This is a genomic window from Sediminibacterium sp., from assembly GCF_051860225.1.
Lineage (GTDB): Bacteria > Bacteroidota > Bacteroidia > Chitinophagales > Chitinophagaceae > Sediminibacterium.
Genome location: NZ_JBHYEI010000001.1, coordinates 843268 through 868196, shown reverse-complemented (window position 1 = coordinate 868196; position 24929 = coordinate 843268). Strand labels below are relative to the sequence as shown.

Here is a 24929-nt window from a genome sequence, read left to right as displayed (position 1 = left end):
GTTCTCATTCAATCAATTTAAAATGAAAGGAATTCCCATTAAAGACTGAACAACTAAAGTAGTTACGAAAGCGAAATATATTAAAGCGCTCATCCAAACAAAGGTTTTTGCTTTACGCTCATCTTGTATTTTTTCTGTAATAAAATATCCAGCTAAAGGAATGATTTGTAAAGCATGAATACCAAAAAAATGAGCCACCCGTAAATCACCATATAAGGTACTCCAATTTAAAAGAGGCAAACCCGATTCACCCATTTTTCCACCGATATTATGCGTGTTTAAGACGCTCATATACCCACCAAAAAAACTAAAGACTACAAATAATAACAAACCAATTTTAATAGATAAAGCAAATGATGCAGGGATACTATACGTTTTTTGAAAAATAAAACGGATGGTTAAAACCAATGTGGCGGATGTAACCCAAACAATCAATACCCCCATCAGCGCATACAAAATTCCTCCTAAAGAAGAAGTTTGATTAAAATGCGAGAGGCCCCCTATAAAAGCCTGACCGATAATGACGCTCAGTTCAAAAGTCATCACAAAAACAGACAAATAAGCATACCATTTTACCCTTTGTTGATTGTTTACATAAAACAGTAAATAGGCCATCGTCCATTGATAAATCCAAATACTCAAACAGAATTTAATTGGTTTTATCATGGAATTCAAACCAAGGACTTCTTTACTATTAAAAGGGGCGTAAATGCCTAGTAGAATAGCAACTAACAAACAAATTAGTCCAGCATAAGCTAAGAGCTTATTTCTGTGAAAAATCTCTTTAATTAGTTTCATTCAGTGTTTTTATTTTGATGGTCTTAAATAGGAAAAACAATAAATAACCCATTGGGCCAAACATAAAAGTAAAAGGTAGGGTAATGGTATAGAGCACTCTAGAAAGCCCTATTTCCCTAGATTTTTTCACTATATAAGTACCAACAAATAAATCAAAAGCCAAATAATGAATCCAACCAGCAGTTATTGCATCGTCGTTTTGAAACAATGCTTTAACGTTGGCTAAAGTGCTAAAACTTTCTGGATTAAAATTGCCAATATCTTTTATAATCATGAATGCATAAATGCATGCAAACAAAACAAGCAATCCATTTAAAATAATTGTTTGCGTATACTTCCAATTTGGTAGAAATATCAACAGTACCCATCCCAATAAAATGACTTTATTACAAATGGAGAAAATTTCAGCAGCTTGCATACTGATTAATTTTTCGCAGGCGTGATGATGATATTTCTGTATTCAACCGGACCATGATCGCCTTGTAACATAATAGGACCAGGCTCCCCTTCTTTGCTATTGAGTGCGCCACCAGTAATACCTGGAATAATTTGATCAACAATAATGGCTTTACCATTTGCTACTACAGTAACCCTGCGACCAATTAACGTGATATCATAAGTTTGCCATTCGCCTGGCGCTTTAGCCACCATTTCATTGGGTGTTAAAAATCCATAGATGCCACCAAACAAAGTAGAACTAGGTTCTTTACCCATATTATCTTCTACCTGCACTTCGTAGCGACCTCTCAAATACACGCCACTATTGCTTCCTGCGGGATAACGGAATTCAATATGTAATTTGAAATCTTCAAAACTTTGATCGGTAATAATATTGGCACCACTTTTAGGACTGGTTAAAACGCCATTGATATTCACCCACTGATTATTATTTCTATCTGCATGCCAACCTTCAATACCCTTACCACTTAACAAATTAATAGGAGTGCCCCATACCGGAGCTTTATCTCTTTTTAATGAAGGAGCACGCTCACCTGTGAATGAATGCACTTTACCATAAGACTGTGTGATGGTACCAGTAAGTTTTCCGTTTTCTAAAACGGCATCAAAGTCCATGTATTTATCTAAACGATCCCACTGAGAAGGAATACTGAAATGAATTTTACCGTCTTTTACTTGCACATGACTAATTGGTCTAGCACTACCACCATCAGCAACAAAATAACCTACTAAGGTTTTAACACCAGAGAGTTTTACTTCTAACCAAGAGGGCGCCATGCGACCATCCATATTCACGGTTAAATCCCAACGACCGATTATATCGTTATCGGCAGCAGCAAATTTTTCTGCGGCGGAAGCATTAGCGGGTTTAGCAACAGTTGCAGGCAGGGCAATAGCGGTGGCACTCCCAAAAAATGAAAGCGCAACTAAAAAAGAAAATTTTTTCATAACAGCAATCTTTATCCTAAAGATAATCGAATGATGATAATTAGGACAAAGATTTCATGATATACGGCGGCCCTTAAATATGCCCATTCTTAATCTCTTCTACTATACCTGGATCTAACAAGGTAGAAGTATCGCCCAAGTTTTCTACTTCGCCCTCGGCAATCTTGCGCAAAATCCTACGCATGATTTTACCGCTACGCGTTTTAGGCAATCCATTTACAAACTGAATTTTATCAGGCTTAGCAATAGCCCCAATCATACGTGTTACGGTTTGTAAAATATCTTTACGGGTGAGTTCTTCATCACCATGGGTATTGCTATAAATTACATAAGCATAAATGCCCTGTCCTTTTACATCGTGCGGATAACCCACTACAGCACTTTCAATTACACCCGCATGCATATTAATCGCATTTTCTACTTCGGCAGTACCAATACGGTGGCCACTTACATTCAATACATCATCAACTCTACCAGTGATTCTATAAAAACCATTCTCATCTTTTAACGCACCATCACCCGTGAAATATAAATTTTCATAAGTAGCAAAATAATTGGTTCTGCAACGTTCATGATCACCATAGGTAGTGCGCAATAATGAAGGCCAAGGAAACTTAATACATAAATTACCTTTGAAAATGCCGTCTTCCGCCTCCGTAATTTCAACCCCTTTATCATCAACTAAAATCGGTTGAACACCCGGCATCGGTAAAGTTGCCCAACCCGGCTTAGAAGGAGTAATGCCCGCTAAGTTGGTAATTAAACAACCACCTGTTTCGGTTTGCCACCAAGTATCAATGATGGGACATTTTTTCTTTCCTACATTTTCGTTGTACCAATGCCAAGCTTCTTCGTTAATGGGTTCACCCACAGTGCCCAATACTTTTAAAGAGCTCAAATCCTTTCCCTGCAAGGGTCCTAGGCCAAAGCTCATTAAAGAGCGAATAGCAGTAGGCGCAGTATATAAAATATTGACTTTGTATTTGTCTACAATTTCCCAGAACCTGCCTGCATCTGGCCAAGTAGGAACTCCTTCGAACATTAAAGAAGTAGCACCCGCGCTTAAAGGACCATATACAATATAAGAGTGCCCTGTAATCCACCCAATATCAGCCGTACAAAAATGTATTTGACCAGGTTGATAATTAAAGATGTTTACAAAAGTATAATTGGTGTACACCATATAACCCGCGCAGGCATGCACTACCCCTTTAGGTTTACCAGTACTACCCGAAGTATATAAAATAAACAGTGGGTCTTCTGCATCCATTTCCACCGCATCAATTTCTTTGATACCCATTTCTTCTACATGACGCATTTCATCTTCCCACCAAACATCTCTTCCTTTCAGCATCGAAATAGGTGTGCGCGTACGCGTATAAACAATTACTTTTCTTACAGTTCTATTGCCAATTAATGCATCATCAATCACCGATTTCAACGGAATATCTTTTCCTCCGCGGAAAGCACCATCACAGGTAATGATGAATTCGCTTTGTGCATCGTATAAACGATCTGCAATACTCTGTGCGCTGAATCCACCAAAAATAACCGAGTGAATCGCTCCAATTCTTGCACAAGCTAAAATAGCAATGGCCAATTCAGGAATCATGCCCATGTATACACAAACCCGATCACCCTTTTGAACACCATTATTGATAAGCACTTGCGCAAACTGGCAAACACGCTTGTGCAACATGCTATAAGTAAGAATGCGTTGTTTTTCGTTGGGATCGTTAGACTCCCAAATAATAGCAGGTACATTGCCGCGCTCGGCCAAATGACGGTCTAAACAGTTTTCGGTGATATTGAGTTTACCTCCTTTAAACCATTCGTTCTTGGGTTCGGTAAAATTCCAATCGAGTACTTTGTCCCATTTTTTTCTCCAAACAAAATTGTCTGCAACAGAAGCCCAGAAAGCTTCGGGGTTCTCTACACTCTCTTTGTACACTTGTTGGTACTCTTCAAAAGAATTAATTTGATAAGGATATGACATAGCAATGATTTGAGAACACTAAAGTAGTTCATTGGATTTTCACGGCATATCAAATTGTTGCTAAATTGATATATAAATGCTAAATGAATATAGATAAGTCGTAAATTAAGGGTATGAAACTGATTCATTGCCCTAAATGCAAAAGTGGTGAATACGTCAAAAGCGGCGTTATTAAAGGAAGGCAGCGATTTAAATGCAGTTCCTGCGGATATCACTTTACGGTGTTTAAAGAAGGTAAAAACATTGATCCATACTATGTGGTCAAGAGCTTACAGCTCTATATTGAGGGAATCAGCTTTAGAGAAATCGAGCGGATTTTAGGGGTAAGCCATGTGAGTGTAATGAACTGGGTAAGACAGTATGGAATACAGAGACCAGAAAATTTAGAATACCACCCCACTTACAAAGTGCTGAATCATGCAGAATTAAAGGATTTGATGGCAGATAGAGAAGCGCTAAAATCAGCAGGTTTTATGGTAACCGAACTAGGAGACAAATTCATGGTGATTCGATGGGAAAGATTTAGAAAAACATCGGTGTACTAAGTTTCAATAGCTATATACTTACCAGATATATATATATCATTTGCAATCGCATTTGGCAATGCCCAATTTTAACCTATCAGCATTGCTTAACAAACCACGATTGCTATGTCATTTAAAAAACTTCTTCCAGTGCTAGGATTGCTTTTAGTACAGCAAATAGCACAAGGCCAGGGCAGTGAAGCGTATGGTTCAGGATTAAAGCTGAACCTTAACCCCGAGGGCAGTAAATACATTCGCTTCATTGTATGGAATCAAATTTGGGCAAGGTCTATCAACAACAATCCAGGTACACTAGTAAATGGAGAAGCCCGCAACAACACTTGGGATGTAGGCGCAAGGCGCTTACGTATTTTGACCTATGCACAAATTACCCCACGTTATTTAGTGTTGGCCCATTTTGGTATCAATAACCAAACATTTGCAACAGGCGGAGCAGCTGGTGCAACAGGCACAGGCGCTTATGGTGCAGGTAAAAAACCAGGCATTTTCTTTCACGATGTATGGAATGAATATGCATTGGTTCCTTCGGTTAACCCAACCACTAAGAAAGCCAATAAATACAATGTATACATTGGTGGTGGCTTACATTATTGGTGGGGCATTAGTAGAATGAGTAGTGCCAGCACCTTGAATTTCTTAGCGATTGACGCACCAGTGATTAACTGGCCATTGGTAGAATTAAGTGATCAATTTGTAAGACAGTTTGGGTTTTATGCAAAAGGAAAATTGGGTAAACTCAATTATAGTGTAAGTGTAAACAAGCCCTTTGCCACCAATGTTAACCCAACGGTAGACGCCATTAAAGACCGAGTTGCAGTAGATAATAATGGAGATGCAAGAGCAGCGGTACAGGGATATTTTGATTACCAATTCTTAGACCAAGAATCCAATGTGTTGCCCTTTAGAGTAGGTACCTATGTAGGCACTAAAAAAGTATTCAATTTAGGGGCAGGGTTTTATCATCAAGCCAAAGGCACCAGAAGCGTGAATGGCAATGGCAGCATTGCACAACACGATATCAATTTATTTGGAATAGATGCTTTTGCCGATTTGCCGATTGGAGATAAAAAGAAAAACATGGCGTTAACTGCGTACAGTGTTTTTTACAAATACAATTTTGGACCCAACTATATCCGAACAGTTGGGATCATGAATCCAGCCAGCGGCTTTGATCCCGCAGTAGCGGCTAGCCAACGCAGTATCAATGGATTTGGCAACAATCGTTTTTTTGTAGGTACAGGAGATATTTGGTACACGCAAGCGGGATTATTATTGCCTAAAACAAGCCAGACCACCAAGGTTCGCATACAACCCTTTGCAGCGTACACTTACAAGAAATTTGATTACCTAGATCAAACAGGAAATTACTTTGATATAGGCGCTAATTTTTTCTTAGACGGACACCATGCAAAAATTACTCCACAGTATAGTACAAGACCCATGTATTATTTAAGAAATGGACAAAGGGTAAGGGATGGATCCTTAGGAGAATTCATGCTACAATTACAAGTATATTTATAACGCTCATCTGCTAAACAAATAATATGAACACCACTAAAAAAACCTCACTCACCAGCGTCATTGGCGCATCCTCTGTAGGCACCATGATAGAATGGTACGACTTCTATATTTTCGGAAGTTTGGCCACCGTTATATCAACTAAATTTTTTCCGCAAGACAACCCCACTGCGGCATTCTTAAGCACATTGGCCACATTTGCCGCAGGCTTTGTGGTAAGACCATTTGGGGCATTATTTTTTGGAAGACTAGGCGATTTAATTGGACGTAAATACACGTTCATGGTAACCCTTTTATTAATGGGAGGAGCCACTTTTTTAATTGGCTGTATTCCTTCTTATGAAACGATTGGCTTTATGGCACCGGTACTCATACTCTTGCTAAGACTCTTACAGGGCTTGGCTTTGGGCGGAGAGTATGGAGGCGCGGCCACTTATGTAGCAGAACATTCACCCAATGGACAAAGAGGATTCATGACCGCATGGATTCAAACCACGGCAACAGTAGGATTATTTGTTTCCTTACTCGTAATCATGGGAACCAGGGCAGCATTATCTACAGAAGATTTTGATGCATGGGGATGGAGAGTACCATTTTGGGTGTCTATTTTAATGGTATTAGTTTCTTATTTAATTAGAAAAAATATGGAAGAGTCTCCAGTGTTTGCAAAAGCAAAAGCATCTGGAAAAACATCTACCAATCCATTAAAAGAAAGCTTTGGGAAAAAACTGAATTTCAAATTTGTATTGCTCGCACTATTTGGAGCCGTAATGGGACAAGGCGTTATCTGGTACACCGGCCAATTCTATGCCATGAGTTTTATAGAAAAAACCATGAGTGTAGACAAAGAACAAGTAGATAGTTTAATGTTTATTGCATTAATGTTGGGCACGCCATTCTTCTTGGTATTCGGATGGCTCAGCGATAAAATAGGTCGTAAATGGATTATGATGGCAGGTATGTTAATTGCCATTGTATCGTACAGACCTATCTACGAAAAAATGTATCAAACCACCAATGTAGCCAATAAGGTAGAAGTAAGTACCAGCAACAATATGGTGAATAATGTAAACACAGTTACCACTGTTTATTCGGATAGTACCGTAAGAAAAGAAATACAAAAAACCAATCCAGAAAGCGGTGCAATTACCACTACCATTAAACTAAGTATCAATAGCAGCGACAAGCAAAAATTGATCATACTAGTATTTATTCAAGTACTATTTGTAACGATGGTGTATGGCCCAATAGCAGCATTCTTAGTAGAAATGTTCCCAACAAAAATCAGGTATACTTCAATGAGCTTACCTTACCATATTGGTAATGGGGTATTTGGGGGATTGTTACCGGCGGTAGCCACTTACCTCGCAACGAATGCAAAAACGTCTGGTAAAGCAGATTGGTACTTAGAAGGGCTTTGGTATCCAATAGGTGTAGCAGCAGTCTGTTTGGTGATTGGGGTTATTTACATTAACGGAAAAGACAAAGAAATAAACGATTAAACCATTTTTAAAAAATACTGTTATGAATATAATTAAGAAAGTACTCGGCATCGTTTGGTTAGCAATGGGTATAGCCGTAGGATATTATGGATTAACCATTTTAGGAATTCCTAAACTAACCAGCGGTAAACAAGACGACTTGGTATTTGGTATTATTATCTGTTTCATTTTATTACCGATAGTGGTAGGTGGACTATTGGTATTTGGAAAATACGCGTTGCAAGGAGAATACGATCTAATAGACGATAATCCAGAGCACGCACACTTTAAAGAATAAGTTAGTTTATTGTATTCCCCCCCCGATACGCTTCAAATCCCTTCATATATTTTATGAGGGGATTTTTTTATATTCATAGCATGATAGCAGTTCAACAAAAAAAACAGCCCATTAAATTATTAATGATTGCCATCTTGATGATGGTGGTGCTGAATTTTCCATTGCTCTCCATAGCCAACAAACCCATATTGATTGGAGGCATCCCTTTATTGTATTGGTATGTATTTATATGGTGGGGAAGCATCGTATTATTAGCCGCAATAACCGTACATCGTAAATACAAATCATGAGCACTACCCTAATTATTATTTGCGGGTTAGGCTATTTGGTCTTGTTATTTGCAATAGCATCATATGCACAAAAGACCATTAATACCAGCAGAAATTTAGTCAACCATCCGTTTATCTATGCATTAAGCATGGGGGTTTATTGCACCGCATGGACCTATTATGGAAGTGTAGGAAGAGCCGCCAGTTCGGGAATCGATTTCATCACGATCTACTTAGGACCCACCATTATGGCGGTATTATTTTGGCCGGTCTTGCGAAAAATATTAACCATCAGCAAAAGCTTAAGAATCACGTCCATAGCCGATTTCATCAGTACGCGCTACGGAAAAAATTTCTCCATCGGAATGGTGGTAACCCTGTTTTGTGTGTTTGGTGTAATACCCTATATCGCATTACAAATTAAAGCGATTACCAGTAGTATTGCCGTGTTGCAACAAGATAGCCCCACCAGTTTATCCACTGTTTATATAGCCATCTTTTCTACCATCATCTTATTTGTGTTTACGGTATTGTATGGAGCAAGAAGTGTAGACGCCGCAGAAAAACATCCAGGACTCATGACCGTCATGGCATTTGAATCGTTGGTAAAACTCTTGGCCTTTTTAATGGTAGGTGTGTACATCACGTATTTTTTATTTGATGGAATGGGCGATATTTTTTCGCAAACAGCAGCAACAGCAAACAATAAATTATTGACTTTAAAAGAAAGCAGTGGTTATTCAGGCTGGATGAGCATGACCGTTTTAGGCATGTTAGCGATTGTTTTTTTGCCGAGGCAATTTCAGGTAAGCATCGTAGAAAATGTACAGGAGCAACATTTAAAAATGGCGACCTGGTTATTCCCTTTATACTTAATCCTCATTAATATTTTTGTATTACCCATCGCCATGGGCGGATTATTACTGCAAGGCAATACGGTCAATGCAGATTATTATGTACTCTCTATACCGATGATGCAAAACCAAGGCTGGTTGGCCATGACCACTTGGATTGGAGGCTTATCAGCAGCAACAGGAATGATCATTATAGAAACAATTGCACTGAGCATTATGATCAGCAATCATTTGGTAATACCCTTGTTATTGCGCACACAACAAAACCAAAACTGGAAACAAGTATCGCTGCAAAGTAATATCCTAAACATACGAAGATTCAGTATTGGCGCGGTATTGCTATTAGCCTTGCTGTATTATTTAAACCTAGGACAAGGAGAAAGTTTGGTATCCATAGGATTGATTTCCTTTTGCGCAGTAGCACAATTTGCACCCGCATTATTTGGAGGCATTTATTGGAAAGAAGGCAATAAACAAGGCGCCATCATTGGCATCATCTTAGGATTCATCATCTGGTTTTTTACCTTGGTATTACCTGGCATGGTGAACAATGGATTTTTACCCGCATCCATTTTAGCAAATGGATTGTTTGGAATTGAATGGTTACACCCGCAACATTTATTTGGATTAAAAGAATTTGATTCTATCAGTCACTCCGTATTTTGGAGTTTATTGCTGAATATCAGCGCCTATATTTTTATATCGGTATACACGCAACAAGGAGCACAGGAACAATACCAAGCAGAGATATTTACCAATATCAATAAGCACGGAGCCCTACAAGAAAACGGATTGGTATGGAAGGGAACCGCACAAATGCAAGATATCCGCAACTTGCTGAAAAGCTTTGTGGGAGCGGAAAGAGCAGAAACCTTATTGACCGCATATGCCAAAAGGCATAAAATAAATTTGCAAGAAAAATTAGTGGCCGATGCAAGAATAGTAGGCTTCACCGAAAGAATATTAGGAGGAGTAGTAGGTGTTGCATCTGCCAGAATATTGGTGCAAACGGTAGCAAAAGAAGAAGAGATTAGCATAGAAGAAGTCTTAACCATTTTGAATGAGAACCAGCAAATGGTGGAGATGAATAAAGAGCTCAGAAAAAAATCTTTAGAGCTATCCAAAGCAACGCAACAATTGCAAAATATGAATACGCAATTGTTGAGTATAGACGAACAGAAGAATGAATTCTTATACACGGTAACACATGAACTTCGCACCCCGCTCACATCCATCAGGGCATTGAGCGAAATATTATTCGACAACCCCGATTTAGAAGCCGAGCAACAACAACAGTATTTAGAAGCTATTATTAAAGAAACCGTACGATTGAGTAATTTAATTACCCAGGTATTGAACCTCGAAAATTTTGAAGCAGGCCGAAGAAAATTAACCATCACCGATATTAATGCAGGAAAATTATTAGATGATATGGCAGCCACATTAAGTGGAATCATACAAGCTAAACAGTTAAGCTTAACCATTCAATTGGCACAGCGGCCCACCATGATACAGGCCGATGCCGACTTAATACAACAGGTATTCATGAATTTATTAGGCAATGCCATCAAGTTTGCCACAAGTGCAATTCAGATTAGTATTTCGAAGGGTGAAAAGGAATATAAGATTGAAATTACCGACGATGGCAAGGGCATAGATGCAGGCATGGAAGAGCTGATATTTGATAAATTTTTTCAGGCCAAGAACCAGACCCTTAAAAAACCAGAAGGCACTGGATTGGGATTAGCCATTTCTAAAAAAATCATCGAATTACACGGAGGTAAAATTTGGGTGAACAAAGGGTTTACAAAAGGTGCCCAATTTGTATTTACTTTGCCATATGAGCAAGAAAGTATTAGTGGTAGATGATGACCCATATATTTTAATGTCATTGGAATTTCTGATGAAGAAAAGCGGCTATGGGGTAATGGTAGCACGCAATGGGCAAGAAGCGATGGAACTCTTGAAAGAATTACCTGCATTGGTAATACTCGATATTATGATGCCCGATGTAGATGGATACGAAATCTGTAAACATATTAAATCAACCCCTGCACTGATCGAAACTAAAGTGGTTTTCTTAAGTGCAAAATCGAGCGAAGCAGATATTAAAAAAGGATTGGCACTAGGAGCATCTTTATATATTACCAAACCCTTTAGTACCCGCGAGTTGACCAAGCAAATCAAAACATTATTAGATTAATTAAACCATCAACAAACAATCATATGAAACGCATTTTATTGATTTTACTAATGGGTTTAGGTACAAGTTTAGTACAAGCGCAATCGAATGAGAAATACGCTAAAGACGTAAGCAGTGTAGACAATATTATTGCTGCTTTGTACAATGTTATCTGTGGTGCACCAGGCGAAGCCCGCGATTGGGAAAGATTTAAGTACTTGTTTGGAAAAGATGCAAAATTAATTCCTACCAGTAAGAATACTGAAGCAAAATTTGTTTACAGAACCATGACCCCCGAAGAATATATAACGATGTTTAGTACACGTATTAAAACAGGGTTCTTCGAAAAAGAATTGAAAAGAGAGACCGTTTCATTTGGCACAGTGTATCATGCATTCAGCACTTATGAAGCCAGAGAAACAGAAAACGGTCCTAGTACCAACAGAGGAATTAATAGTATTCAACTGTTTAAGGACCAGGACCGTTTTTATATTGTAAATATATTTTGGTGCGCAGAGAGCATGGGCTTTACCTTACCTGCTTCCGCGTTGAAATAATTTACTTTTTAATGATGGGTAATTTAATTACAGAAGGATACTGCTTAGAGTGGTGAATTTTATTTTCTACCACCACACCAGTAGCTTCATCATAGTTGTTACCACCTGTATTTAAGTTACGATCGAAACGAGGGAAGTTACTACTAGATACTTCAATGCGAATTTTATGACCAGGCGCAAAATAGTTACTGGTCACCATTGGCGTTAAATTGACTTTGTACACTTTGCCTTTTTCCATGAATACTTCTTTGTCGTAACCTTCTCTGTAACGCAAGCGTTGAATGGTTTCATCTAAATTATAGGCTTTGCCATCAGGATGAACATCAATCAATTTAATGGTTACATCGGTATCAAGGCCAGTAGAAGAAACATAGAGGGTAGACTCAATGAACCCGGTCACTTCCACCCCATCTTTTAATTCATCTGAAGTGTACACTAAGATATCATTGCGCAATTCCATTTGGGATTGATCAAAGCTGCCGCCTTGCACGGCGTTTCCAGTACAGCAAACATTACCACCGTAAGAAGTCACAGGATTCATAGGATCGTAAGTGAAAGCATCAGGAATATCTTTTGCAGGAGGCATCATGGTTAAAGCGCCATCCCCATTGCGGGTATTGGCTTTGCCCGCACTAGATAAATAGAAAGGCTTCATTTCGGTATTGGGTAAAGGGAAGCTTTCGGCCTGTTGCCATTTGTTTGAACCCATGGTATAATAACGAACACGAGGTTGAGCCGATTTAAAATCATTTTGTTGGCCTTTCAACAACATATCAAACCAACCCCAAGTAAGCTCATCATAATTCAAACGAGCATCACCTACACTGCGCTCACCCACGATGGTATTTTCGGTAGCACGCTTATAAGAGCAATGCAACACAGGAGCAATTACTAAGTATTGATTATCTGCAACAGATTTATTTTTGGCTGCATTGCGCACATGATTGAACAAAGCAATATTTGGCGCAGAAGAAACATCATACCAACTTACGAACCAATAAGCAGGCACTTCCATAGGCATATTATCGTGATAGAGACCACCCTTGAACCATGCTGGGTCATTGGGTTTGCGAGCCGCCATTTGTTCATAAATACCATCCGGACCTTGTGCTTTTTTGATGATGTCTATAATAGGTAGCGTTTTTAATCCCTGCGCCCAATCTACTCTTGGATATTCAGGACCCATATCATAAAACTTTTGCAAACGCTGTAAATCTTTTTGCTGAATACCGATAGGTAATTTCGGTGCAAGCTTATCATGTTGGGTACTATATAACCAAGACGTGAACAACATTTGTTGCGCACCACCACGATACCAGTTACCCTGTTCCATGAATTGACCCACACGACCCACACCCGCACCAAAGCCTTGTGCTACCATAGCAGCCAAAGCAGGATGGTTCTGAGAAGCCACCGCCATCTGCCATTCGGCAGTAGAAGAACAACCAATCAAACCCACTTTACCATTGCTCCAAGATTGTTTACTCATCCACTCTAAGGCATCGTAACCATCGGTGATGGGCGTACCTAAAATATCCCATTCACCTTCAGAGAAAAAACGACCTCTTTCGTTCTGCACCACATAGGCATAACCGCGACTCACTGCTTGATACGCATCTTCCAATGTGCGAGTAGTCATTTTTCCATCCACCCAAGTATTGAAATTATACGGGGTACGAGAAAATACAATCGGATATTTTCCATTGCCCTTTGGGCGATAGATGTCGGTAGCCAGGCGAATACCATCGCGCATAGGCATCATTACTTTTTGATCAATCACGGCAATAGAATCGAGCTTGCGATAAATAGCCGCCGTGTCTTGTGCTTTTAAATTAGTTGCGCCGGCTGTGCATGCAAACAGGCCAATGGCAAGGAGGAATTTTTTCATGAGAATGCTTTAGGTAGCATTCAATTTACGAAAAATCTTCTTCGTTCATGGAAAAGTTGTCTTTAAAATTGACTTTACCTTTGCCATCTAAAATGCCGATTTTTCTTTTGCCAGGTATAGAGGCAATGTATTCATCGTAGCCCTTTTGATGATTCATCCAAAAGGTTGCCGGGATTTTAGTCACATTCTCAAACTGCACTGCTATATCAGGTATTATGGGGCTTTCCTCTTTTATAATTGCGATTATTATATTTTCTGGAGTTCCTGTTAGATGAGCAAACTCTTTCGGGCCTATCCCCATTTCATCAAGCTTTTCCTTTAGGGTTTCGCCAGGATGAGGAACTGATTGGGGGAAATATTGATTTTCCATGGTTATGACTTTTTATAATTTCAATTGTGCCGATAGGTTGCTTTAGAGTTTATTAAACTAATTTATTGTTTATTATTTTTTGTCCTCTTTAATTTCTTAATGTCTTCTTCAATTTCTTTTAAGCTTTGCTCTTTCTCAATAGCCTTTTGAGCAATTTTAAATTTCTCAAATTCTGCTTCTGATTTTTGTAAAGCTTTTTCATGGCTAATTGTTCCAGCATGGGTTAGCAGTTCTCTACCGTTGAGTTGTAAAATGCTATCCAAGCGCTGAATCCAATCTGCCATATACATAGGGGTACGCTGTTGCGCCATGGTTTCTGCAAAAGCTAAATATTGTTCAACCAATAAGCCAAGTAGCTTTACTTCATCTTCTTTTAAATAATTCTTAGCTATACTGATATCGGATTTTTTTATGGAAATAGCTTTTTCTTTATCATAAGATTGCATACCCATCAAAGGCAAACTTGCGTCTACTCTTCTATAGACCAATTCTGCGGCGGTTTGTTCGCTTATTGCCCATAGAAGTTTATTTTGCACTATTTTGAAAAATTCAATGGTCTTTTCATCCTTAGGATTGTAATCGATACTAGTGGTATAGATATCTTTTATTTTTTGATAGAAGAACCGCTCAGATAAACGTATTTCCCGAATGCGTTCTTGCAATTCGTTGAAATAATTCATGGAAGTGCCCGTCTTAAATCGATCGTCGTTTAAAGCAAACCCCTTGATAATGTATTCTCTTAGGCGTTGAGTAGCCCAAATACGGAACTGTGTGCCTTGGGGCGATTTTACACGATAGCCTACAGAAATGATGACATCGAGATTGTAGTAGTCTATATCTCTTTCAACGGTTCGATTACCTTCAGTTTGAACTGTTCGGAAATTCCGAACAGTTGCCAAAGAATCAAGTTCCCTTTCCTCAAACACATTTTTTATATGTTCGCTAATTGTTGCTTTAGATTTTTGAAATAGCTCGCAAATTTGCGCCTGTGATAACCAAACGGTTTCATCTTCTAGGCGAACATCAATTTTGATGTTGCCATCATTATTTTGGTATATAATAATTTCGCTGTTCATATCAAGAAAATTCACATACAATAATTCAGGAAAGTTAGTTTACTAGGATTTATCAAAAAAGTAATTCAAATGCATAGTCTTGATAACCTATCAATTCTCGGTTTGCTTCTAATTCTTTCCAAGCCTTTTCTAGATGACTCAAGTCTACTATGTCCCAGGTAGACATATTGGCGAATTTTACTTTGATATTTGCAAGTGTTTCTAATTCTTCATCGCTAAAAAGGGATTTGTCAAACTCAGCATTAGAAAGAAACACTTCTCTTGCTCCGCCATTAGAAAGCTTTAAAAATTGTGAACTGATTAGTTGTTCGTTTTCTAAGTAAGCATAAATATTATCATAGTTAGCAGGTACTGGCCCGTATTGAATAGCTCTATAACTTAACCCACTTATGGAAGAACCATGATTTTTATAATGAGTAAAGTCGGTAAAGAAAAGCAGCTTATTAAGCTTCAGTTTATCATTAAAATCTGGTTTTGAATACTGAATAAAATAGGTGAAAAGATTAGCAATTTTATAAAGTTCAGGTTTTTTATAACCTGTATAGTTATTGGGTTTATTGTAAACATTTAAAGACTCGCACAAAATATTGGTTTCATCTTCTGTATTAATAAGATAACTAACTTTTTCTTTTGCTTTTTTAAATGCATTAACTGAAAATTGATCCTTCGCTTTATCAAGAAAATTCATAAAAGTTTGAGGTTCTGAGGCCGCACTTATTAAATTACCATATGCAGGAGTAGGTATCTCTCCATTTTCATAGTTGCTATATCCATTGGCACCCAACCCAAGAACCTCACTCATTTTTGAAGCAGGTAAATCATATTTTGATCTTATGCCTGCAATTTCTTCTGGAAAAGGAATATTATTTTTTTCCCTGTATTGGTTATAGGCTTGCATCAAACTGATAGTATCTGCTTCTGTGGTGGTAAATTCCTCACTGCATTTTTCGCATTTGAAAAAATGGGCCACTATCTTAAAAGATTCTTTACGATAGATTATTTCCTTTGCTTCCTTGTGAAGGTTAGCACTACCGTCGCAATATGGACATTCGATTCTTTGTTTCATGTTCATTGGTTTTTTAGTGGGTAATTCATAGGAAATTTCACTAAATAGTGGAATATTTATAAAAATATATAATTATTTCTAATAAATAGTGGACTTTTTAATTAATTTTATAAAAATGAAAACGAAACATATAACTCCTGCCAAAGCAATCCATCCTGGAGAGATTTTATTAGATGAACTGGAAGCCAGAGAAATTAGCGAGAAAGAATTTGCCATTAAATCAGGGATTCAACCAGACCAACTAAACGAGATCATTGAAGGAAAAAGAGGAATTACTATTGAATACGCTGATTTAATAGGCAAAGGTTTAGACATGGAACCAACCATTTGGCAAAACCTACAAACTCTATATGAATTAGATCTTGTAAAAAACGCTAAATCGAAAGTTTCCTAATTTTTCATTTTCAGGGTAATATCACCAATATTATACGCATAAACGGAGGCAGGCAAAAAGGTAATTTTAAGCAGATTCAAATCTATCTATTCTAACATTTTTTGTTTGTTTAAACAATTTAAACTGTTGTTAGAACCCTAGTTTTTCCATTTTTGGCAGTTGTTCGGAAATACCGAACAGTTGCCAAAGAATCAGGTATTAATACCTAATCAATTATACCCCACATCCTCCATAATCGTTTGATGATGGTTATTATTTACGATCAAGGAATAAAGAGTTAATCTTTGAATAAAATAAATCGTCAATCTCTTTAAGGGATAAATCTTTTGTATTCGGTGGGTCAAATACTATACCCCCACCTTTTGAATCTATTGCAAGTAAAGATGCCAAATTAAATTCCTCGATATTTTTTATCGCTGGTGAAGAAGCTTTATGGTCACTAATAAACTTCTTGAGAATTTTTTTATGGGAGTTCAATTGAATTGCCGCATTTGAATAATAACTTAAAGGCATAAAAACGGCTTTATTTCGGAAGTCAATAAATGAAAAGATTTTACGCAGTTTTTCTCCGCTATAACCTTCTCTATCAAATAAGTAGATTAATTTATATGGCTTTTTTGTTGCAGAGAAATAGCCGTCCAAATAAGGTATTTTTTCTAAACATGGCGAACACCAAAGAGCGGTCATGTAAACGAATGTAATTGTATCGTTAGTTGTCACTTTTTGAATTGAGTCAAGGTTAAAAGTTTGTGCTCTTAAAGAGTTTACTAAAAATAAATTTAAAATTAAGAATAATACGATTTTCATATACCTGATTTAAACAATGATGCTAATAGGCGTATTTCTACCATTTAAACTTTTAGTGATTTGTTATAACAAAATAAAATTGCATCTATTTTTAATTATAGTACTAAATCTTAATTTAATAGTGAGTTAATAGATTGATAAATAATAGCCCCTAGTTATCATTGTGTCTTCTAAAAATTACTGATAACGTGGTTGTAGTGTTAAGCTCCAAAAAAATAATAATGATGTAGATATAGCTATTGAACGTGTATGGATAAGGGTAAACGAAGGGGGGAAATGACCTAATCAATTACACCCCATCCTCATACACCAGTTGACATTCCATATTGGCGGTAAAATAAACGGTGGTAATAGGACCACAACGATTGAGCGGAATACGAAGATGCATTTCACTAAAGCCTTTGGGCAAAGGATATCCCGCTCTAGAAACATGACCGGGGTTGATATCATCTTCCCCGGTTGGAACTGCATAATAATTCGGCATCAACAAAAACATGACCACATCAATTAAGTGAAGGTTGAAATTTTTTTGACGCAATACGTATAAGCGAGGCATGCGATCGGTTTCAACATCAGGATCAAGGGGACTGGTTTCAGGAGAAATCAAGAGCGGAATATTAAAATCGATAGCAATCTTTTTTAACTGCTCAATTAAAGAAGCGGGAATAACTCCATAGTCATCCGATTCAGGAGTAGGATCACTCTCCACCGCAATGCGATTGATATTATCTATCACCACAATAGAAGGCAATTGATTTTGCGCTTTCAATTCGGTTAATTGCGCACGAATGGTTTCGATAGAGCAAGAAGGATAATCTTCAATGAATAAATTAGTAGAGAGGTCTTTTATTTGATCAACATCAATGTAGAGTTTTTCAATTACTTCAGACTTGGTGGTTCCATAAAAAACATGCTCCATGGTAACCCCAGAATTACAACTCAACAAACGCTGCGCCACTTCAGCCGCACTAATGTCTAAACTATAAAACAGGGCTTTAGCAGGATTTTTCTTTTTAACGGTAATGCTTAATAATAGGTTGAGCAAAAACGCCGTTTTACCCGACTCTGGAGCAGCGCTCAAGAGGTACAAGTGTTGCGGCCTAAATCCATTTATGGCCCTATCCAAATACTTAAAACCAGAAGACACGCCCACCGCAGGTTCTTGAAAATGTTGAATACTAATCAACCGATCTAACTCGGCGTCGAGAATGTTTTTGAGTGTTTGCATAGTATGTATTTGAGGGAGGTAAAACTAAAGGGGGTGTTTGCCATGTATTGGTATAGATCTATTTTTGGATTTCTTTTTTTAGTATTAAATATCTTCTACACTCCCCACATCGGTTTTATAAAATTTACCATCTTCAGACTGTAGTTTCAGTTGGTTACAGTTTGTAACCGTCTCGTTTCCCTCCTTCTCTGCATCGTATTGGCTACGCACTTTTTTTTCTTCAAATATTTTTATGCTGCTCATATTTATATGATATTTTATTGTTTTGTAATTAGTTTCATGGATAGCTTTAATATGCCTCTTTAGACGTTGACAATTTCTTAAAAGTCAAATTCGCCTTCGTAAGACAATTGATTGCTAAAAGTGAGTCTATAAACATCCGTAGCAGATCTTTTGATATTACGAATAACCCAACCCTCCCCACCAGGTGCATCGGTTTCAATAAAATGAAAGGCTGAACAATCTTTAGGGAGGGCACTAAAAACCAACGTAAACTCTGTACAATAATTTATTTTATAATTCTTCTTCGGAGGCAAATTAATTTTATAAGTATGTAATATGGTGGAATGATTACCTCCCTCAACCGGTACCAACGCAATTCCTGGATTCAATTTAATTTCGCAACGGATAGATTTACCACATTCTGCATTACAGCCATAATGTCTACAATGTAGAATCACTTGGCCAGTTGTATCTACTTGTTCAAGAGCAATGGTTTTATTTTCCTGAATTATTTCAGGTAAGGCTTCTATGTTTGAAAGGGAATTAATTATCATTGTAATAAATTATTAAAAAGGTTGGCGAAAAGAAAGGTTGTGTATAACTAAATAATTGGTTTATGTCTGGTATTTGGATATTTATTTGGGTATTTGCTTTGATACGTTTGGCAAACTATATTTTATCAAAGGAGCCAGAGCCCGTCAAAGCTGAAAAAACAACTAGCATTCCACAACCAACTTCTAATTTAGATAAACGCCCACTCTCAAAGTGCTACCATTTACTAAAACTAGATGATGAACCAACCTTTACTTTAACTGATGTAAACAAAGCCTACTATAAACGCCTACAAGAAATGTCGGAACAAAGAGAAAAACGCATTGCACCACCATACGAATTGAAAGAATACCAGAGCGCCAAAATAGTAATGACCGATTTTTATAAATATGGGGCGTTTAGGAATTAATCTACATTCCACGTATTTGACGGGTCACCTTCAAAAGCGTCATCAATCACATCATCACTAAATCCATTATACCAGCCATATTTTTCTCCACTACTTCCATAATCTTCCTCATATCCATCTGATTCATAATCCTCATAATCATCTTCATCCGAAGTATGTATAGAAGAATTATTCGGAGGTACTAGTTTTTTATTCAATGCAGTTAATGCTTCACTAGAAAGTGAAAAACTTACATTGTTAGAAAAGTAGTCATTAACCAAAAAAGTATTAAAACAAAAATGATCTAAATTGATTAAACACCACTCAACATAAGACTTGTCTATACTTAATACCTCTGCAAGGGTTTTCTGGTTGTATTTACCGAAATCAAAGCTAGTGTTTAGGCTATAATATTTCATAAGTTTTTATTTCAATTCAAAATTGAAATAAAAGTGTGCAGTCTATTTGCACTATTGAAACTAAATCATGGAAATTTATCAAATGATGATGCTGAAAAAATAACAAAGGTAAACTCCAAAAAAAAGAGTACAATTAATTTAAAGACAAAATATTTATGAAAATAAAACTGACTGAACTTTAGGGACACTTACAACAGCTTGATTTTCTTTTTTTTCTTAAAATATTGATGTTTTATAATAGATATTCTTGTTAATCTATTTTTTGTACGAAAGGATGTCTTGCCCTGAAATAGCTTGTCGAAAAATTTAAGGGGTCAATACAACAGCAACCTTTTAATCAATTTCTGAGTAATATGTTAGTGCTGCTTCGTTTAGAGTAGCATTTGTCAAGCTTTCTTTTTTTTCATCAAATGGATGCCAAATTTCCATATCAGAATGATAACCAATGTTATTTTTTTTCCAATATTCAATTAAATCAGGAGTCTTATTAAATACTCTATATTGAAGAGACAATTCTTTCCTTGTTATGCCATCAACTTTTATTTCGATACTATTTGAAAAGATTTTTTGAAAATCCTTTGATGTTTTTGAATATTCCCCCTTTTTAATTAACGAATAATCTGACTCAAATAACGGGTTGAGTTTATAAACTAGCACAACTAATCCTAATTTTTTATCAAACTCAGCAATTATTGATGTTGTCCGATTATATTCCATATTTAGAAAATTGCGAAATCTAGATGGATACTCTGGCCTAAACAAAAGAAAGATAGATCCCTCAAAGGCTATATCTATAGTTTCATCTTTTATAAACGCATTTATAAATCCATTTTCCTTAAGAGTATTTTTAGGTATTTTCAAAGTAGGAACTAAAAATATTGAGGTATTTGTTTTTTTAATCATAATATTATTTTTTTTACTAATGTCATATTAATTTCCATCCCCATTGACGCTTATCAGTATTATAAATTCGAATAGCCTTTCCTGAAAATTTCATGCCATCTGCTAGCATATTTTTTTTAACTAAAGCCGGATGAATAAATACATCATCTAAAAATCCAAATGACTTTCCTGTTGGAATTTTTACTACGCCTGAAACATCTATTAAAAAATTATTTCGAAAATCTTCATCTTTAACTTTAATGGCTGTGTATATCTGGAAACAACCGCCATTACTCCCACCCTGAATTCGAATTTTTATAGTGTCTCCAATAGCAATGTTTTTGAAAAAACGATCGTATTTGAAAAATCCATACTTATTTTCTGATGCAATGAAATTAAGTATTTTCCTGTCAGTATTTACAAATTCTACAATTGCAGTTTCCTCAGATACATCACAGAAAAGTATTGCTTCTGCAATTGGAAAATAAGTTTTATAAAAATCAAAATTTGATTTAAGGGATAGCGCCGCTTTATACCAATCCATAGCTTGCCAATTAGTGACCTCGGCAGGTATTTTAAAACCGTGTGCTCTTCTTGCATGAACTAATAAATCTATTTCTAACCTTGCCTCATTATAAAGTTTTCTATCAATAAATAGCCTTGCCATTTTCTGTCTAAGACTAACTAACATTTCTTCTGGACTTTTGCAGGATAAAGCCTTACAATAGCATGCAAATACCTGATCTGGTTCTGGCGAAAAAGCCAAAGCTTCAGCTAAAATCATCCAAACCCAAAAATCATTTTGTTTCTTTTTGGCAAATGGCAACAATGCAGACAACATATGTTCCTTATCTCCTAGAGCTAATAATAATTTAGCAAGAAAGTATGGAGGATATTGGAATTGCGGATATTGATCTACAATATTTTCAAGTACAAGAACAAATGCCTGTGCTTTTTCTCTATCAAAATTAGATTCAGCAAATTGATTTTGTATTGGTAACAAATGTTTGGCATAAGCAATATATGCTTGCTCAGCAATCGCCATTACCTCTCTACCATTGGGCATTTGCTCTTTTTGAAAATCTTCAGGCATAAAATTTTCAAAATTCCACCAATCGGCAAATTTGATATAGTAGTTTGTTTCTTTTAATAATTTATGAAGAGCTTTAAATAAGAAACTATATCCTTCTGATGGTTTCGGGAAATGAAATGTATTAATTGCTTCAAATAAACGAATCCCTTTATCATGGTCAATTGGAATAACTTTTATTAAACCAAATGCCATTTTGCCAACCTGCCAAGCAAGTTGCTCAAATAACATCTTTTCATCTAAAGGTAATTGTAAAGTTTTTATTTCATTCAGCCATATTATAAAAGAATCAAACTGCTCAGATGAAGTATGCTGTTTTAAATAATCATAATAAACCCAACTAATATTTCTCTTCGGCCAAATATTATCCGGCTCTAATTGCAATTCAGCTTTTGCAAGGATTAATGCCTCCTCCAATTTACCTGCTTGCCGAAGTTCTTTTATTTCTTTAGCTGGCATATTCGTTTTGTTTAAAAGTTTGCAATGCCGTTTGAATGTTGGAGAGTAAGGACTGACTGTTGGTCATGTTTGGAATTGGAACAACCCTACCAAAGAAACCATTCTTTTTATATTCAAAATCTAAAACGGCTTTTTCATTATTTCGCTTAAATATATAGCGTTCTTTCCATTCTTTATGTTCAACACTATCAATAACAATACCTGTTTCTTTAAACAATAATATTAAATCATCAAACAAACTCTTTATAAAAGGAAACTCTTCTTCTAACTCGAAGTCAAATTCAATTTGGCTAATAATAGTTTCTGCTGTATTTCGTTTGATGGAAACATTTGGCAAATGATTTAGTATTTCGGTAAGTTTATTATTAAAGGTACTGTTTGGAGAAAGATTTGTCATTGGTACAAATTGATTTCTAAATTCATTTTGACCATTGATATGGGTTCTGAAAACAGCATTGTCTTGCTCTCGTTTAAAGGAGTATCTTATCTCATATCCTAATCTTTCCCAACCAACAATTTCAATGTATTGTTTTCTTACTGCATGTCGTACTTTAATAAAGTGATCTTGTAATTGTATTGGCACTTCTAAAAGTTTAAATGTGGAAAGCTGCTGTAGCATTTCTTCATCAGTACTGATTTCTTCTGTTTGAACCTGTTTGCCAGTTAATTCATTTAATGCATTCAAGACTGTTACATCAAGGAATATCATTGATGAATAGGAATTGAAAAAAGGTGGATTTAATGCATATAAAGTTTTTGATGCCCTAGTGATTGCTGTATAAGCCCAACGATAAAAATCTTGATTGGTTTTACCCGCTCTTCTTTGTTTATCTGTAAAGCAGTCGAAATCTTCCTTATTATCATTATCCCATACGGTAAATACATTTTCCCATTCGCCACCTTGAGCCTTGTGGCAAGTTACTGCATAACCATATTTCATTAACAAGCAATTGAAATATTCATCATTCATAATAGCTTCTTGAAAAGCTGGTGTTTGGGGTTTCAATCCCTTATGTCGTGTAGTAAAGTCTACATACAAAGCTTGCGTTTCTTCTGGCCTTAAATAGTTATCTCCATAAAGGAAATTTTCCAGAACCTTTCCTTTTACAATCTTATTATAGCTTTCTGCATCAGGGAAAATCAACTCCACATCACGCCAGTAAAGTGTTACCGGCGTTTGTCCACTTAATGCAATTGTTCTTTCTGTAACCAAATTACTTACTTCATTTATAACCGCAAACTCACCATTAAAAACCCCTTTTCTATAATTGTTACCACCCATAATAACAATATCACTTTTCTGAACAGGTAAATCGGCATTACCAAATCTTAGTTTTCTTATTTCTAAATTAAGGTCAAGGCAAGTTTTATTTTTACTAGCAATGATAATTTTGGGGCTTGCTGCTTTTTGCCAAGTGTCAAGAAAAGATTCAAAAGTTGGATTTAAAATATCCTTATCATTAGGACGCAAATTAAAGTCGTTAAAGAAACCAGCTGAGATACTCTTGCGAATTTTTGCTGCTGCTCTCAAAATACAGCTATCACCGCCTTGCCTTTGAACTTCCTTCATTTCAGTTTCTTCGGAAGTAAGATTAAACTTGCTTTTAAGGTAGTTTGTGTCAAAAGCTTTTGAACTATTATCACCAACCGGAGGTAACTGACAAGGGTCTCCAACAAAGATAATTTTAGAATTTACATTAGGATGGGCAACTCTTGTGTAGGTAATTAAATCAGACAATAAGTGGCTTGAACCAAAACGGAAAAACTCCCCTTCGCTTTTGGCATCAGATAACATGGAGGCTTCATCCACTATGAAAATCTTTCCAACTACATCAGCATTATTGCGGATTTTATAATAATAATAGAACGAATCTCCGTCTTGTAACTCAACCATTTCCTCATAACTATAGATTGTCTTGTGAATGGTATAAGCTTCTTGGCCTGTTTTTTCTCTAATTACTTTAGCTGCTCTGCCTGTTGGTGCCATCAGGGCAAAATCCTTTTTAATCGAATTGAGGTATTCCACCAACCCTTTTAGGATTGTTGTTTTACCGCTTCCAGCATATCCTTTTAGCATAAACACCTGCGTTGAGCTGTTTAAAAAAGCCTCCAGTTTAGTTAGAGCAGTTTCCTGTCCCTGACTTAGGTTTAAATGTTTAAAGTAGTTGAATATCCTCACTCCT

At 36.5% G+C, this 24929-nt stretch carries 26 protein-coding genes; 10 read left to right on the top strand and 16 right to left on the bottom strand.

Annotated elements, in window-relative coordinates; genetic code table 11:
• Positions 1–12 precede the first annotated feature (12 nt).
• The 4 genes from ACTIEI_RS03655 to acs form a co-directional block, all read right to left on the bottom strand.
• Positions 13–798 (bottom strand): hypothetical protein, encoded by a 786-nt coding sequence (locus ACTIEI_RS03655; protein WP_439504924.1) that lies wholly within the window; start codon positions 796–798, stop codon positions 13–15.
• Positions 785–1216 (bottom strand): ABA4-like family protein, encoded by a 432-nt coding sequence (locus ACTIEI_RS03650; protein WP_439504923.1) that lies wholly within the window; start codon positions 1214–1216, stop codon positions 785–787. The genes ACTIEI_RS03655 and ACTIEI_RS03650 overlap by 14 nt, the downstream gene beginning before the upstream one ends.
• A 5-nt stretch (positions 1217–1221) precedes the next feature.
• Positions 1222–2205: a 3-keto-disaccharide hydrolase gene (locus ACTIEI_RS03645; protein ID WP_439504922.1), complete on the bottom strand. Its 984-nt coding sequence runs from the start codon at positions 2203–2205 to the stop codon at positions 1222–1224.
• A 73-nt stretch (positions 2206–2278) separates the two neighbouring features.
• Positions 2279–4201, bottom strand: coding sequence for an acetate--CoA ligase (gene acs, locus ACTIEI_RS03640; protein WP_439504921.1), 1923 nt, complete (start codon positions 4199–4201; stop codon positions 2279–2281).
• 113 nt (positions 4202–4314) lie between these two features.
• Here acs and ACTIEI_RS03635 point away from each other — a divergent pair, with 113 nt between their 5' ends.
• From ACTIEI_RS03635 to ACTIEI_RS03600, 8 genes are all read left to right on the top strand, one after another.
• Complete coding sequence (locus tag ACTIEI_RS03635; RefSeq protein ID WP_439504920.1) at positions 4315–4746, top strand: IS1/IS1595 family N-terminal zinc-binding domain-containing protein; 432 nt, start codon at positions 4315–4317, stop codon at positions 4744–4746.
• A 105-nt stretch (positions 4747–4851) separates the two neighbouring features.
• Complete coding sequence (locus tag ACTIEI_RS03630) at positions 4852–6267, top strand: hypothetical protein (RefSeq protein ID WP_439504919.1); 1416 nt, start codon at positions 4852–4854, stop codon at positions 6265–6267.
• A 23-nt stretch (positions 6268–6290) separates the two neighbouring features.
• A complete protein-coding gene (locus ACTIEI_RS03625) occupies positions 6291–7766 on the top strand; it encodes an MFS transporter (protein WP_439504918.1) in 1476 nt (491 codons plus the stop codon).
• A gap of 22 nt (positions 7767–7788) precedes the next feature.
• Positions 7789–8043, top strand: coding sequence for a DUF6814 family protein (locus ACTIEI_RS03620; RefSeq protein ID WP_439504917.1), 255 nt, complete (start codon positions 7789–7791; stop codon positions 8041–8043).
• An 80-nt stretch (positions 8044–8123) separates the two neighbouring features.
• Entirely contained in the window at positions 8124–8333 is a 210-nt protein-coding gene (locus ACTIEI_RS03615; protein ID WP_439504916.1) for a hypothetical protein, read from the top strand.
• Positions 8330–11035 (top strand): ATP-binding protein, encoded by a 2706-nt coding sequence (locus ACTIEI_RS03610; protein WP_439504915.1) that lies wholly within the window; start codon positions 8330–8332, stop codon positions 11033–11035. The genes ACTIEI_RS03615 and ACTIEI_RS03610 overlap by 4 nt, the downstream gene beginning before the upstream one ends.
• The gene (locus tag ACTIEI_RS03605) at positions 11007–11369 is read left to right on the top strand and encodes a response regulator transcription factor (RefSeq protein WP_439504914.1); all 363 of its coding nucleotides are present in this window, start codon (positions 11007–11009) and stop codon (positions 11367–11369) included. The genes ACTIEI_RS03610 and ACTIEI_RS03605 overlap by 29 nt, the downstream gene beginning before the upstream one ends.
• Before the next feature lie 23 nt (positions 11370–11392).
• Positions 11393–11905, top strand: coding sequence for a hypothetical protein (locus tag ACTIEI_RS03600; RefSeq protein ID WP_439504913.1), 513 nt, complete (start codon positions 11393–11395; stop codon positions 11903–11905).
• Between the two features lies 1 nt (position 11906).
• Here ACTIEI_RS03600 and ACTIEI_RS03595 read toward each other — a convergent pair whose 3' ends face one another.
• The 4 genes from ACTIEI_RS03595 to ACTIEI_RS03580 form a co-directional block, all read right to left on the bottom strand.
• Complete coding sequence (locus ACTIEI_RS03595; RefSeq protein ID WP_439504912.1) at positions 11907–13793, bottom strand: CocE/NonD family hydrolase; 1887 nt, start codon at positions 13791–13793, stop codon at positions 11907–11909.
• Positions 13794–13818: 25 nt separating this feature from the next.
• On the bottom strand, positions 13819–14163 hold the full coding sequence (locus ACTIEI_RS03590; RefSeq protein WP_439504911.1) for a helix-turn-helix transcriptional regulator: 345 nt from the start codon (positions 14161–14163) through the stop codon (positions 13819–13821).
• 62 nt (positions 14164–14225) lie between these two features.
• Complete coding sequence (locus tag ACTIEI_RS03585) at positions 14226–15254, bottom strand: virulence RhuM family protein (protein WP_439504910.1); 1029 nt, start codon at positions 15252–15254, stop codon at positions 14226–14228.
• 37 nt (positions 15255–15291) lie between these two features.
• Positions 15292–16305, bottom strand: a complete 1014-nt coding sequence (locus tag ACTIEI_RS03580) for a type II TA system antitoxin MqsA family protein (RefSeq protein ID WP_439504909.1) — start codon at positions 16303–16305, stop codon at positions 15292–15294.
• A gap of 115 nt (positions 16306–16420) precedes the next feature.
• Here ACTIEI_RS03580 and ACTIEI_RS03575 point away from each other — a divergent pair, with 115 nt between their 5' ends.
• Positions 16421–16699: a HigA family addiction module antitoxin gene (locus ACTIEI_RS03575; RefSeq protein ID WP_439504908.1), complete on the top strand. Its 279-nt coding sequence runs from the start codon at positions 16421–16423 to the stop codon at positions 16697–16699.
• A 252-nt stretch (positions 16700–16951) separates the two neighbouring features.
• Here ACTIEI_RS03575 and ACTIEI_RS03570 read toward each other — a convergent pair whose 3' ends face one another.
• From ACTIEI_RS03570 to ACTIEI_RS03555, 4 genes are all read right to left on the bottom strand, one after another.
• Positions 16952–17506, bottom strand: coding sequence for a hypothetical protein (locus ACTIEI_RS03570; protein ID WP_439504907.1), 555 nt, complete (start codon positions 17504–17506; stop codon positions 16952–16954).
• A gap of 289 nt (positions 17507–17795) precedes the next feature.
• Positions 17796–18734 carry a DnaB-like helicase C-terminal domain-containing protein gene (locus tag ACTIEI_RS03565; RefSeq protein WP_439504906.1) on the bottom strand — a complete coding sequence of 313 codons (939 nt, stop codon included), beginning with the start codon at positions 18732–18734 and terminating at the stop codon, positions 17796–17798.
• Between the two features lie 84 nt (positions 18735–18818).
• Complete coding sequence (locus ACTIEI_RS03560; protein WP_439504905.1) at positions 18819–18977, bottom strand: hypothetical protein; 159 nt, start codon at positions 18975–18977, stop codon at positions 18819–18821.
• A 77-nt stretch (positions 18978–19054) separates the two neighbouring features.
• Entirely contained in the window at positions 19055–19510 is a 456-nt protein-coding gene (locus ACTIEI_RS03555) for a hypothetical protein (protein ID WP_439504904.1), read from the bottom strand.
• Positions 19511–19572: 62 nt separating this feature from the next.
• On the opposite strand from ACTIEI_RS03555, the gene ACTIEI_RS03550 reads away from it, so the two are divergent.
• The gene (locus ACTIEI_RS03550) at positions 19573–19917 is read left to right on the top strand and encodes a hypothetical protein (RefSeq protein WP_439504903.1); all 345 of its coding nucleotides are present in this window, start codon (positions 19573–19575) and stop codon (positions 19915–19917) included.
• Here ACTIEI_RS03550 and ACTIEI_RS03545 read toward each other — a convergent pair.
• The 4 genes from ACTIEI_RS03545 to ACTIEI_RS03530 all read right to left on the bottom strand — a co-directional run bounded on the left by ACTIEI_RS03545 (position 19914) and on the right by ACTIEI_RS03530 (position 24925).
• Positions 19914–20315, bottom strand: coding sequence for a hypothetical protein (locus tag ACTIEI_RS03545; protein WP_439504902.1), 402 nt, complete (start codon positions 20313–20315; stop codon positions 19914–19916). The genes ACTIEI_RS03550 and ACTIEI_RS03545 overlap by 4 nt on opposite strands.
• Before the next feature lie 333 nt (positions 20316–20648).
• Positions 20649–21218: a hypothetical protein gene (locus ACTIEI_RS03540; RefSeq protein ID WP_439504901.1), complete on the bottom strand. Its 570-nt coding sequence runs from the start codon at positions 21216–21218 to the stop codon at positions 20649–20651.
• Positions 21219–21240: 22 nt separating this feature from the next.
• The gene (locus ACTIEI_RS03535) at positions 21241–22746 is read right to left on the bottom strand and encodes a DUF7017 domain-containing protein (RefSeq protein WP_439504900.1); all 1506 of its coding nucleotides are present in this window, start codon (positions 22744–22746) and stop codon (positions 21241–21243) included.
• A complete protein-coding gene (locus ACTIEI_RS03530; protein WP_439504899.1) occupies positions 22736–24925 on the bottom strand; it encodes an ATP-dependent DNA helicase in 2190 nt (729 codons plus the stop codon). Before ACTIEI_RS03530 ends, ACTIEI_RS03535 begins: the two co-directional genes overlap by 11 nt.
• Between the last annotated feature and the right edge of the window lie 4 nt (positions 24926–24929).

Bases quoted from the DNA above. Each gene is read 5' to 3' on its own strand.
- ACTIEI_RS03655 (WP_439504924.1), bottom strand. From the start codon at position 798: ATGAAACTAATTAAAGAGATTTTTCACAGAAATAAGCTCTTAGCTTAT.
- ACTIEI_RS03650 (WP_439504923.1), bottom strand. From the start codon at position 1,216: ATGCAAGCTGCTGAAATTTTCTCCATTTGTAATAAAGTCATTTTATTG.
- ACTIEI_RS03645 (WP_439504922.1), bottom strand. From the start codon at position 2,205: ATGAAAAAATTTTCTTTTTTAGTTGCGCTTTCATTTTTTGGGAGTGCC.
- acs (WP_439504921.1), bottom strand. From the start codon at position 4,201: ATGTCATATCCTTATCAAATTAATTCTTTTGAAGAGTACCAACAAGTG.
- ACTIEI_RS03635 (WP_439504920.1), top strand. From the start codon at position 4,315: ATGAAACTGATTCATTGCCCTAAATGCAAAAGTGGTGAATACGTCAAA.
- ACTIEI_RS03630 (WP_439504919.1), top strand. From the start codon at position 4,852: ATGTCATTTAAAAAACTTCTTCCAGTGCTAGGATTGCTTTTAGTACAG.
- ACTIEI_RS03625 (WP_439504918.1), top strand. From the start codon at position 6,291: ATGAACACCACTAAAAAAACCTCACTCACCAGCGTCATTGGCGCATCC.
- ACTIEI_RS03620 (WP_439504917.1), top strand. From the start codon at position 7,789: ATGAATATAATTAAGAAAGTACTCGGCATCGTTTGGTTAGCAATGGGT.
- ACTIEI_RS03615 (WP_439504916.1), top strand. From the start codon at position 8,124: ATGATAGCAGTTCAACAAAAAAAACAGCCCATTAAATTATTAATGATT.
- ACTIEI_RS03610 (WP_439504915.1), top strand. From the start codon at position 8,330: ATGAGCACTACCCTAATTATTATTTGCGGGTTAGGCTATTTGGTCTTG.
- ACTIEI_RS03605 (WP_439504914.1), top strand. From the start codon at position 11,007: ATGAGCAAGAAAGTATTAGTGGTAGATGATGACCCATATATTTTAATG.
- ACTIEI_RS03600 (WP_439504913.1), top strand. From the start codon at position 11,393: ATGAAACGCATTTTATTGATTTTACTAATGGGTTTAGGTACAAGTTTA.
- ACTIEI_RS03595 (WP_439504912.1), bottom strand. From the start codon at position 13,793: ATGAAAAAATTCCTCCTTGCCATTGGCCTGTTTGCATGCACAGCCGGC.
- ACTIEI_RS03590 (WP_439504911.1), bottom strand. From the start codon at position 14,163: ATGGAAAATCAATATTTCCCCCAATCAGTTCCTCATCCTGGCGAAACC.
- ACTIEI_RS03580 (WP_439504909.1), bottom strand. From the start codon at position 16,305: ATGAAACAAAGAATCGAATGTCCATATTGCGACGGTAGTGCTAACCTT.
- ACTIEI_RS03575 (WP_439504908.1), top strand. From the start codon at position 16,421: ATGAAAACGAAACATATAACTCCTGCCAAAGCAATCCATCCTGGAGAG.
- ACTIEI_RS03570 (WP_439504907.1), bottom strand. From the start codon at position 17,506: ATGAAAATCGTATTATTCTTAATTTTAAATTTATTTTTAGTAAACTCT.
- ACTIEI_RS03565 (WP_439504906.1), bottom strand. From the start codon at position 18,734: ATGCAAACACTCAAAAACATTCTCGACGCCGAGTTAGATCGGTTGATT.
- ACTIEI_RS03560 (WP_439504905.1), bottom strand. From the start codon at position 18,977: ATGAGCAGCATAAAAATATTTGAAGAAAAAAAAGTGCGTAGCCAATAC.
- ACTIEI_RS03555 (WP_439504904.1), bottom strand. From the start codon at position 19,510: ATGATAATTAATTCCCTTTCAAACATAGAAGCCTTACCTGAAATAATT.
- ACTIEI_RS03550 (WP_439504903.1), top strand. From the start codon at position 19,573: ATGTCTGGTATTTGGATATTTATTTGGGTATTTGCTTTGATACGTTTG.
- ACTIEI_RS03545 (WP_439504902.1), bottom strand. From the start codon at position 20,315: ATGAAATATTATAGCCTAAACACTAGCTTTGATTTCGGTAAATACAAC.
- ACTIEI_RS03540 (WP_439504901.1), bottom strand. From the start codon at position 21,218: ATGATTAAAAAAACAAATACCTCAATATTTTTAGTTCCTACTTTGAAA.
- ACTIEI_RS03535 (WP_439504900.1), bottom strand. From the start codon at position 22,746: ATGCCAGCTAAAGAAATAAAAGAACTTCGGCAAGCAGGTAAATTGGAG.